11 protein-coding genes are annotated in these 10412 nt (G+C 67.6%); 5 read left to right on the top strand and 6 right to left on the bottom strand.

The window, feature by feature from the left end; translation table 11 throughout:
- Both AC1DKD_RS33920 and dapA read left to right on the top strand, forming a co-directional pair.
- Nucleotides 1-357: ABC transporter permease (locus AC1DKD_RS33920; protein WP_477144245.1), on the top strand; the 357-nt coding region annotated here is incomplete at its 5' end.
- 99 nt (nt 358-456) lie between these two features.
- The gene (gene dapA / locus AC1DKD_RS33925; protein ID WP_441633896.1) at nt 457-1359 is read left to right on the top strand and encodes a 4-hydroxy-tetrahydrodipicolinate synthase; all 903 of its coding nucleotides are present in this window, start codon (nt 457-459) and stop codon (nt 1357-1359) included.
- A 64-nt stretch (nt 1360-1423) separates the two neighbouring features.
- Here dapA and AC1DKD_RS33930 read toward each other — a convergent pair whose 3' ends face one another.
- Nucleotides 1424-2287, bottom strand: a complete 864-nt coding sequence (locus AC1DKD_RS33930; protein ID WP_477144246.1) for an IclR family transcriptional regulator — start codon at nt 2285-2287, stop codon at nt 1424-1426.
- Nucleotides 2288-2396: 109 nt separating this feature from the next.
- Between AC1DKD_RS33930 and proC the strand changes: the two genes are divergently transcribed.
- Complete coding sequence (gene proC / locus AC1DKD_RS33935) at nt 2397-3212, top strand: pyrroline-5-carboxylate reductase (protein WP_441633900.1); 816 nt, start codon at nt 2397-2399, stop codon at nt 3210-3212.
- 222 nt (nt 3213-3434) lie between these two features.
- Here the strand turns inward: proC and mepK are convergent, their stop codons facing one another.
- From mepK to AC1DKD_RS33955, 4 genes are all read right to left on the bottom strand, one after another.
- Nucleotides 3435-3995, bottom strand: coding sequence for a peptidoglycan L,D-endopeptidase MepK (gene mepK, locus AC1DKD_RS33940; RefSeq protein ID WP_441633902.1), 561 nt, complete (start codon nt 3993-3995; stop codon nt 3435-3437).
- An 18-nt stretch (nt 3996-4013) separates the two neighbouring features.
- Nucleotides 4014-5630, bottom strand: a complete 1617-nt coding sequence (locus tag AC1DKD_RS33945) for a L,D-transpeptidase family protein (protein ID WP_441633904.1) — start codon at nt 5628-5630, stop codon at nt 4014-4016.
- A 174-nt stretch (nt 5631-5804) separates the two neighbouring features.
- Nucleotides 5805-6260, bottom strand: coding sequence for a universal stress protein (locus AC1DKD_RS33950; RefSeq protein WP_045237098.1), 456 nt, complete (start codon nt 6258-6260; stop codon nt 5805-5807).
- Between the two features lie 98 nt (nt 6261-6358).
- The gene (locus tag AC1DKD_RS33955) at nt 6359-7366 is read right to left on the bottom strand and encodes a zinc-dependent alcohol dehydrogenase family protein (RefSeq protein WP_441633906.1); all 1008 of its coding nucleotides are present in this window, start codon (nt 7364-7366) and stop codon (nt 6359-6361) included.
- A gap of 209 nt (nt 7367-7575) precedes the next feature.
- Between AC1DKD_RS33955 and AC1DKD_RS33960 the strand changes: the two genes are divergently transcribed.
- Nucleotides 7576-8034, top strand: coding sequence for a universal stress protein (locus tag AC1DKD_RS33960; RefSeq protein ID WP_441633908.1), 459 nt, complete (start codon nt 7576-7578; stop codon nt 8032-8034).
- A gap of 187 nt (nt 8035-8221) precedes the next feature.
- Nucleotides 8222-8752 (top strand): flavodoxin family protein, encoded by a 531-nt coding sequence (locus tag AC1DKD_RS33965; protein ID WP_441633912.1) that lies wholly within the window; start codon nt 8222-8224, stop codon nt 8750-8752.
- Between the two features lie 184 nt (nt 8753-8936).
- On the opposite strand, the gene AC1DKD_RS33970 is transcribed toward AC1DKD_RS33965, so the two are convergent.
- On the bottom strand, nt 8937-10412 hold a 1476-nt coding region (locus AC1DKD_RS33970; protein ID WP_477144247.1), incomplete at its 5' end, for a bifunctional aminoglycoside phosphotransferase/ATP-binding protein.

The following is a 10412-nucleotide window of genomic DNA, read 5'->3' on the forward strand; positions in this document are numbered from 1 at the left end:
CCCTATGTGGTGATGACCATGATGGCGGTGCTGAAGAACTACGACACCCGCCTGGACCAGGCTGCGCAGAGCCTCGGCGCACGCCCCTGGCAGACCATGCGCTACGTCACGTTCCCGATCCTCGGCGCGGGTCTGTTGTCGTCGTTCCTGTTTGCCTTCGTGACCTCGTTTGACGAGCTGACCATCGCGCTGTTCGTGACCGGCGGTCTCGATTCGACCTTGCCCAAGCAGTTCTGGGACGAAGTGATCCTGAGCGTCTCGCCCACGATTGCCGCGGTGTCGAGCCTGTTGTTTGTCTTTATCGCCGTGGTGATCATGGCCGCGGACCGGTTGCGCCGGCGTAGCGCGGACCGCTGACCCCTTCATTCCTGCTGCATAACCCGCGCAACCAGCTTAACCCGCATAACTGCATAACCGCATAACCAGCCGCCAGTGCGGCACCTCTCCGACAAGACGATGATTGACTCCAAGCAAGTGCAAGGCATTTTTGCCGCCATTCCCACGCCCGTCCAGCCCGACGGTTCGGTTCACGAGAGCGCAACCCGGGCCTTGCTCGACTACCTGATCCGCCAGGGCGCGGACGGTGTGGTGCCGCTTGGCGGCACGGGCGAGTTCGGCTCGCTGTCGCAGCGCGAGCGCGTGCGGATGGCGGAACTGACTGCCAGCCATGTTGCCGGCAGGATGCCGGTCGTTGCCGGCGTGCTGACGCCGGGCCTGCGCGACGGGCTCGATGCCACGCGCGAATTCGCCGCGGCCGGCGTGGATGCGGTGATGGTGGTGACGCCCTACTATACGAATCCCACCCAGCAAGGCATCCGCGATTACTTCATGCGGTTCGCCGACGAGTCGCCCCTGCCGGTCCTGCTCTACGAGATTCCGTACCGCACGCGGATTGCCATCGATCCCAAGGTCATCCATGAACTGTCGCGYCACGAGCGGATCATCGGCATGAAGGCGTGCAATCCGGATCTCTATCAGTTCCTCAAGATCGCGGCCGGCATCGACGAGGGCTTTTCCCTGATGAGCGGCGAAGACACGCTGTTCCCGCTGCATATCGGCGCCGGTGCGCGCGGCGGCGTGCTGAGCACGGCCACCATGCTGCCCAAGACCTGGCGCCTGCTCATGAAACTTGTGCGCGGCGGGAGCATGCAGGAAGCGCTGCTGATGCACCGTGAGCTGATGCCGCTGATCGACCTGGTGTTTTCGGAAACCAATCCTGGCCCGATGAAGTCCGTGCTGCAGGTGATCGGGGTCGATGCACCCGATCTGCTGGAGCCGCTGCTGCCGGCCGCAGCGCAAACCAGCGCACGCCTGCGCGAACAGTTCGAACGCCTGCTGCAAGCCTACGAGTACGCCTGAAGCCAGGCGCGGGTGGCGGGCCGGGCCGGTGGCCCTGGGCACGCCGCCGCGCGCGGGCGGCGTATCAGCGCCCGTACTCCGTGAACTTGGCTTTGGAGATCGAGGTCGCGGCCACTTGCACGTGCTTGGCAAGCTCGGACTCCACCTTTTCCGGCGTCCAGCGCGAGGTCGGCACCGAGATATTGATGGCGGCGACGGGACGGCCGCGGTGATCGAGGATGGGCGCCGCCACGGAGATATCGCCCATCACCGTCTCGTTGGCGATGATCGCGTAGCCTTTCTCCGCAGCATGCTGGATGCGCCGGCGCAGTTTCCCGAGATGCACCTCTGTGTACGGCGTAATGGCGACGCGTTCGCACGCGCCGAGGATGGCTTCGCATTCCGCCTCCGGGAGACGCGACAGGATCGCGGTGCCGGACGACGTGCAGAACGCGGGCAAGCGGCTGCCCACCGCAATATCCATGTTGACCAGATGCCGGCTCAGGATACGCGCGACGAACACGATCTCATGGCCGTCGAGTTCCTGCAGGTTGGTGGTCTCGCCCACGGTGCGGTTGATGTCCTGCAGGTAGGGCAGTGCCTTGTCGATCAGTTCGTTGGCGCGGACGTAGTTGAAGGAGAACTGCAGCAGCTTCGACGTGAGGCCATAGGTCTTTGTTTCCGCGATCCGGCGCAGGTAGCCGAGCGTTTCCAGCGTATAGACGATGCGTTGCGTCGCGCTGCGGTCGAGCTGCGCGGCCTTGGCGATATCGGCCAGCGTCATATGGCGGATCGGCCCGTCGAAGGCATGCAGAACGCGGAAGGTCTTGGCGGTGGAGCCGACAAACAGGGCCGAATCGGTGGGATCCGGTTGTCTGGTTTTTTCCACCGGCTGATCTTCATTGACTGTCRCCGCCGGCTTGCGGGCGCGGGTTGATTTTGGTTCCACTGTCGATCCTGTCGTATTTGGTGCTCACGCGCGCGGCAGGGCATGGCCCGTGGCGCGCGCAGTGGGGATTGTTGTTCGCTTGCATGATGCAAACGAGATGGGAGATGAAATGCTGAACAAGCTCAAAATAGTGTTCGTCGGTGGCGGCAATATGGCAAGCGCCATCATTGCCGGCGTGCTGGCGAATGGCGCCGCCGTGGAAAACCTGACCGTCATCGATCCCGTCGAGGGCATCCGCGAGCGCCTGGCCCGCGAGTATGGGCTCCGGGTACTGCCCGCCGCCGATCGCACGCTCACGGATGCGGACGTCGTGGTCCTTGCCGTCAAGCCACAAGTCATGCGCGTAGTCTGCGAATCCCTGCGCGAATGCCTCGGTGATGCGCTGGTGATCAGCGTGGCAGCCGGCATCCGGCTGCAGGCGCTGGCGGACTGGCTCGGCAACCGCCCGCGCCTGGTCCGCGCGATGCCGAACACACCGGCGCTCATCGGCCAGGGCATCACCGGCATGGCGGCGGCCAGGACCCTGTCGTCAGCCGACCGGAAGATGGCGGATACCATCGCAGGCGCTGTCGGCGAGGTCACGTGGGTGGAGCGCGAAGACCAGCTGGACGCCATCACCGCGCTGTCCGGCAGCGGCCCCGCCTATGTCTTCTACTTCATCGAAGCCATGGAGCAAGCCGCGGAAAAGCTCGGCCTGCCGGCCTGGCAGGGCACCCAGCTCGCGCAGCAGACGTTCCTGGGCGCCGCTGCGCTGGCGCGGGGCAGCAGCGAGGCAGCCGCCACGCTGCGCCAGCGGGTGACCTCGCCCGGCGGCACGACTGCCGCAGGCATCGGCGCCATGGAAAAGAACCATCTCCAGGCCCTGTTCGTCGAGGCCATCCAGGCCGCGGCGCACCGCAGCGCCGAACTCGGGAGCATCGCCTGACAGCCGGATCCGCATACCTGTCCTTCGCCAGCCAGGGCTAGCCGGTATGCAGCCCGGAAGCGTCAGCCGGCCAGTGCCCAGGTCATCATATTTCGATTGATGTAATTGTATATCAATTATTTGGCCTGAGAAGGGACGGAGCGGCGATCATGGCAATCGAGGCAATCGAGGAGAAAGCAGCGACATTGCGCCGTCGCCGGGCGACCGGAGGTGACCGACTGACTACCAGTCGCGCACGCGCCCGGTGTCCGCGTGCACGAACTGCTCTTGCGGATAGAAGCCCACGCCGCCGCCACGCAGCGACAGGGCGGCATCGCGCAGCTCGGCCAGCGGCACGCCGGGCAGGCGGATATCGATGGCCTTGCCGTCCATATGCAGGCTATGGCTGGCCACGCCGCCGCCGCGCGTCTTGCGCAGGCGCGCGTTGGTGGCCGGACTGCGATAGCCGGAGATGACCTGGAAGGGCGCCTCGCAGCACAGTGTTTGTTTCAGGCGGTAAAGCAGTGCGAACAGTTGCGGGTCGATGACGCCGACCTCGCCGGAGTAGTGATCGCGCAGGAACCGGTTGAGCGCGGCCAGCGACTCGGGCACGAACTGCTCGCCCACGGCGTAGACCACGGCGATGCGCTCGCCGGTGTGGGTGTGGTCGAAGGCGAGGCCGCGGGCGTCCGGCAGCGTTGCCAGGGCAGGCAAAGGCGCCAGCGGCAGCACGGCGCCGGCCAGGGCCAGCTTGCCGGTGCGGCTCAGGAACAGGCGGCGGGGTTCGCTCGGCGGTTTGGTCATCGGACGCTTTTCCCTGGACTAATACGGCGATTGTGGGCGCATTGGCGCCGAGGCAAAAGCCCGCCGGCTGGCGGACCGTTGCCGCAGCGCCTCGTCCAGCACCTTGTCGAGCCCGTAGATATCGGGGAAGAAATAAACGCGCCCGTCGGCCTTGACGATGGCAGTGCCGTACGCGAGCACCACCGGCAGCGGCTGTGGCAGCCGCAGCGTGCTGGACTGTCCCCGCTCCATGGCCTCGCGGATGCGCGCTTCGGTCCAGCCGGGTGTGTCCTGCAGCACAAAGCTGGCCAGCGCCACCGGCTCCTCGACACGGATGCAGCCATGGCTCAGGTCGCGCCGGCCGCGCGCGAACAGGCCGGGCGCGGGCGTGTGATGCAGGTAGATATTGTCGTTATTGGGGAAGATGAACTTGATGTCGCCAAGCGCATTCATCGGTCCCGGCCGCTGCCGGATGCGCAGTTGCCCGCGCTGGACGGCGTCCAGGCTGGCCGCCGATAGCGTGGTCACCGCCTTGCCGTCGCCACCGACGAACTCGAAGCCTTGCCGCTCGAAATAGCCGGGGTCGCGGCGCAGCCTGGGCACGGTCTCCGCGCGCGCAATGGAGGGCGGGACGTTCCAGTATGGGCTGAACTCGATAAACCGCATGTCCTCCTTGAAGAGCGGTGTCCGCGTGTCGAGCGCCTTGCCGACGATGACCTTCATCTCCGCCTTGACCTGGACATGGGCGTCGTGGACCTCGTAGGCACGCAACACGAACTCCGGCACGTTGACCACGATCATGCGCGGGCCTTCCAGCAAGGGCGTCCAGCGCAGGCGCTCCAGCGTCAGCTCGATCTGCCGTACGCGGCCGGCGACCGGCGCATTCAGCTGGGCGAACGTTCCCGCGCCGATCTCGCCGTCCGCGTCCAGCCCGTGGCGGGCCTGGAACGCCTTGACGCCATCCACCATCGCGCCTTCGTAGCGTTCCGGGGCTGGCGTGTCCACGGGCAGGTCGCCGAGGGCGATCAGGCGCTGCGTCAGCGCCGGCACGCCGGCGTAGGCCTGGCCGCTCACCAGCTTCCTGCCCGGCAGCGGTGGCAGTGGTGCCTGCCAGGCCGCATGGCCAGCCAGCGCGCGATAGCGGGCAAGCGCCCCGCGCAGGGTGCCATAGAGCGGGAACGCCGGCGCCGCCCGCTGGACTGCCTCGGGCAGATCGTGCCCGGCGACGGCTGCGCGCAGGTAGGCCGACGGATTGAACTGGCCGTCCGGCGCCGCGGCAAAATTCTCGTGGATCGTGCGCGGATCGACCCGGCCGCCGTGCAGGTCGGCGAGATAGTGTTCCATCGCCGCCGTCAGCCTGTCGTCAAGCAAGTCCACGGCTTCAGGCGCCAGCGGCGGGCCGTCCGCCGCCTGGCCAAGCGCGCGGCGCAGGTCCCCGGCGTCATAGTCGCGGGGTTCCAGCCCGTCGGCCGCGGCGGCGGCGAGGATATCGGCCGCCTGCCGTGCTTCGGCGGTGGGGCGGCCCTGCGAGAACCAGAGCGTGGTATCCGCGGCCAGCGTGCCCGCATGGCAGCTCAAGGCCCACGCGCCCAGCAAGCCGGCCACGATTCCGCGCACGGCCGCGCCGTTGCGGCGGAAAAAGGAAGTGCCACGCATCTGCCCGTGCATGGCCGGTCGGGGAAACGTCGGGCGCGGTCGGCCCCTTAACTGTGGAGCGCTTGTCACTGTGGCGTGCTTGTCAAAGGATCGGCTCCTGTATTCCAGCCATCCATCTTGTCCATACGGCGGACAGGTGCCGCCGGCATGGGGCCCGCGGTCCCCGTTGCGCATTCACTCCGGGATCTCGCTGCGGACCATCAGCACCGGCTTGTTGCTCTTGTGCACCACGCCTTCAGCCACGCTGCCCATGACCAGGCGCCGGAAGCCGCGTCGGCCGTGCGTGCCGACCACGATCAGGTCCGCATCCCAGCGGTCGGCTTCCTCCACGATGGTAGCGGAGACCTGCCCGGGGGAAACGGGCGTCTCGAGGACCTTGGTCGTATGCGGAACGCCGGCTTCCGCCAGGCGCGTGGCGGCGGCCGCCAGCGCGTCGCGCCCCACGGCAAGGATACCTTCCATCAGCTTGTCGGGATCGTAGCTGCCAACGGAGAAGAGGATATCGCTGTCGTCCGCGACGAAGAGCACCTTTACCTCGCTGCCGGTCGCCTTGGCGACCGTGATGGCCTGGCTCAGGGCCAGTTCCGAAGAACGGCTGCCGTCCACCGCGAGCAGAATTTTCTGGTACATGATCCGTGCCTCCGGGCTGGATGTCGCAAGGCGGGCGCGCATGGGCGCCGCGTCCACCAGCAGCATAAGGCGCGGCACAGTTGGCGTATTGACGTACGTCAAGCAGCCTGGGCGACGCGCAATACCGCCGCGCCGGCCAGGCGGCCCGCGCGCAGGTCGTCCAGCGCGGCACCCGCCTGCTCCAGCGGATAGACGGTGGTGGCGGTGCGCAGCGGTGTGGCCTGCGCGATCCCCATCAATGCGAGGCCATCTCCGCGCGTGAGGTTGGCCACCGACACGATCGACCGCTCCTCCCATAGCAGGCGATACGGAAAGCCAGGGATGTCGCTCATGTGGATGCCGCCGCAGACCACCGTGCCACCCTTGGCGACGGCTTGCAGCGCCATCGGCACCAGCGCGCCGACCGGCGCGAAAATCAGCGCGGCATCGAGCGGCCGTGGCGCGGGCTGGTCGCTGGGACCCGTCCAGCAGGCTCCGGTGTCGCGGGCGAGCTGGCAGGCGGCGGGGTCGCCGGGCCGCGTGAAGGCGAAGACTTCGCGCTGCTGCGCCACTGCGATCTGCGTCACCAGGTGGGCCGCCGCGCCGAAGCCGTAGATGCCGATACGCCGCGCGTCTCCGGCCATGCGCAGCGTGCGGTAGCCGATCAGGCCCGCGCACAGCAGGGGCGCCGCATGCACGTCGTCGTAGCGCTCCGGGATGGGAAAGCAATAGCGGCTGTTTGCCACGACGTACTCGGCATAGCCGCCGTCGCGCGTATAGCCGGTGAACTGGGGCGTGTCGCACAGGTTTTCGCGCTGCGCCGCGCAGAAGCCGCAGTGCCCGCAGGTCTGCCCGAGCCAGGGTACGCCGACCCGGTCGCCAGGGGCGAGGCCGCTCACGCCTTCGCCGCAGGATTCGATCCTGCCGACGATCTCGTGTCCGGGAATCAGCGCGTTTTTGGGGTGCGCGAGTTCGCCGTCGAGAATGTGCAGGTCGGTGCGGCACACGCCACAAGTGCTTACGGCGATACGGACCTCGCCAGGGCCCGGACGCGGTACCGGCACGCGTGCCAGGCGCAGAACCGGTCCGGCGCCGTCGAAGACCATCGCGCGCATTGAATCCTGCATATTGCCATCCTCCGCGGCCTCACCATGAGGCGCCCGGATTTCATGCTAGGCCATGCCGGCCGCCGGCGCCTGATCCACGTCAACGGGGCACGCAAGGCGGTGCCCCCGGAAAGCTGCGCAAGCCATGATCCAAATCAACATGGACTTCGCGCGGACGTCCAGACTGGAAATGTTGAAAGCGGGCTTGCCGCGGGTGCGGGAGGTAGAGGATGTACAGCAAGATCCTGGTTGCCGTGGACGGCAGCGAATCGGCCGACCGGGCGCTGGCGGAGGCTCTCCACTTGGCCGCCGCGATGGGCTCGGAAGTCACCGTGATGCATGTCATCGATAACAGCTACCTCAGGTACGAGGTTGGCTATGTCGACCTGACAGACCTGCGCGCCAGCCTGCTCGAAGGCGGGCAGTCCCTGCTGGACGAGGCCAAGGCCAAGGCCGCTGCGCAGCAGGTGGCATGCAAGACGCTGATCGTGGACGAGCCGCTGGCGCTGGGCGACGTCGCCAGCGCGATCGAGCAGGCGGCGCAACAAACGCATGCCGAGCTGATCGTGGTGGGCACGCACGGGCGACGCGGCGTGCGGCGCCTGCTGATGGGCAGCGTGGCGGAGGGGCTGGTGCGGCAATGCCGCCAGCCGGTACTGCTGGTGCATGCGCCCCCGGCCGCGGCGTAACGGGGCGTCAGCGGGCAAAAGCGTGGCAACTGGCTTGACGTGAATCAATGGTCCCCCTCCGGACGCTTCCCAGACTGGTTGCTGGCACACCAGCGGCGCGGGAATGTCATGCAGTACGCCAGCATCATGATCAACCTGTCGCTGGCCGGCACGCGGACTACCCGGATCCAGCGTTGAGGAGCCATTGATGGAAGACATCCTGATCGTCTATTACTCGCGCACCGGAACGGCCCGGCAGGCCGCGGAAGCACTGGCGGCGTATTCGGGCTGGCCGCTCGCGGAGGTCAGCGACCAGACCAGCCGCGCCGGCTTGCTGGGCGATGCGCGCTGCGTGTTCGATATCGTGCTGCACCGGCGCGTAGGCTACCGCTACGCCGGCCCGGCGCTGGACAAGTGCCGGCGGCTTGTCATCGTCGCGCCCGTCTGGGTCGGCCACCTTGCCGCTCCCATGCGCAGCTTCCTGCGCGACCACCTGCCGCTGACCTGCGAGACCTCGGTGATCTGCGTGATGGCGCGGCAAGGCGCCTTCACTGCGGCGGCGGAGGTTTCCCGCCTGGCCGCGGCGCCGTCGTCGCCGGTACTGGCGCTGCGCCAGAGCGAGGTGGCCAGCGGGGCGGCACTGCCGGACCTGCGCGCCTTCGCGGACCAGGTGGAAGCCGCGAACGGACGTGCCGGGAGCGCGCAGCGGCCTGCGTGGCTTTCGCCGAAAGAGGCCTGAGCCGCCGCGCCCGCGCGCTACCGCGTTGTTGCCTCAGCGCCCTTGCTTACTGCGCTTACCGCGCTTACTGCGTTATGGCGCTGACGGGAAAGCCCAGCATTCCGCGCCGGCAACGGCACCTGGTCCTCGTTCAGCGATATCGCTTCGGGCTCGGCTCGGCATCGATCGCGCGGCCTGACCCGCATCAGCCGGCTGATCCGGCGCCGGCAATGCGCACCACATGGCCCCATTCGTCGCTGCCCAATGGCTCTTGCGCGCGCCGTTGCCACTCCAGCACCTGAAGGTCCGCGTCGGACGGGTCGCCGCCCTGGCGCGCGCGCGTGGCGATGCGTTCGCGCAGGGTAGCCAGGTCGGCATTGCAATCGACGATGGAAAAAGGCACGCCCCGGCGCGCGGCCAGCGATGCGAAACGCAGCCGCTGCTCGCGCGCCAGGAAGGTCGCGTCGGCGATCATCGGAACGCCCGCGCCGCTGCCAAGCCGGCAGATTCCCAGCAGCCGCCGGTAGACGCGGGCGGTATCGCCAGGCGAGTAATGATCATGACGCAGCGTGGGGTTGCCACGCGGCAGACGCTTGCGCTCCACGTCGGAGCGTACGCGGACCATGGCCGCGGCCAGCGCCAGTTGCTCTGAAACGGTGCTTTTGCCGCTGCCGGAGAGGCCATGCATGATGATAATCGCGCCCGGCCGGCGCGTCAGGACGCCACAGGCCAGCGCAAGCAGATCGTTGCAGCGCACCTGCGTCGCCGCCGCTTGTTCGGCGGTGCTGGTTCCCCCCACGCTGCGCTGGCGCGCCCGCTCAAGCAGCACGCGCGCGCGCACCACGGCGCGCACCGCCGTGTAGAACGGCAGCACGGTCAGGCCGGCATAGTCGCCGCTGCATTCCAGGTAGGTATTGATCAGGCAATAGGCAAGGTCTTGCCGGCCAGCATGCAGCAGATCCATGAAGAGAAAGGCGGTATCGCTGATCGTGTCGATCCAGCGCAGCCCGGCATCGAACTCAAGGCAGTCAAAAGGCGTGGGCGCGCCATCGATCATGACGATATTGCCAAGGTGCAGGTCGCCGTGGCACTCCCGCACATGACCRCTTGCCAGCCGTTTGGCAAACGCGCGCTGCAGGGCCGCGGCCCGTTCGCGCAGGAGCGCCGCCACGCGTGCCGCCGCAGCCGTGCCGGAGGCGAGAGCGGCGACGCCGGCCAAGGCCTGTTCCATCACCGCCGTGATCCGCGCCGGCGTGCCGTGGCCGGTGCCGTCGCCGGCCACGGGCGCAGCCAAGTGGATCGCCGCAAGCCGGCGGGCCAGCGTTTCGATATGGAGACCGGTCAGCCGATTTGTCTCCGCCATGGCGGAAAGCAGGTCTCGCTGCCGGAAGCGGCGCATTTTCACCGCAAACTCCAGCGCCTCGCCAGTACCTTCCACGCGGACATCGCGCTGGCATGGCCCCGCCACGACCGGTACCACGCCGAGATAGAGCGCCGCCGCCATCCTGCGATTCAATTCCACTTCGGCCTCGCAATCCACTTTACGCGCGGCCAGCGTGGAGAAATCGACGAAGTCGAGGTGCACAGGCTTGCGCACCTTGTAAGCAAAGGAGCCGGCCAGGAAGACTTGCGAAATGTGCGTCTCGATGAGGCTGACTTTGTCTACCGGGTGCGGGTAGGC

The sequence above is a fragment of the Cupriavidus sp. 05T313 genome (genome assembly GCF_056396665.1).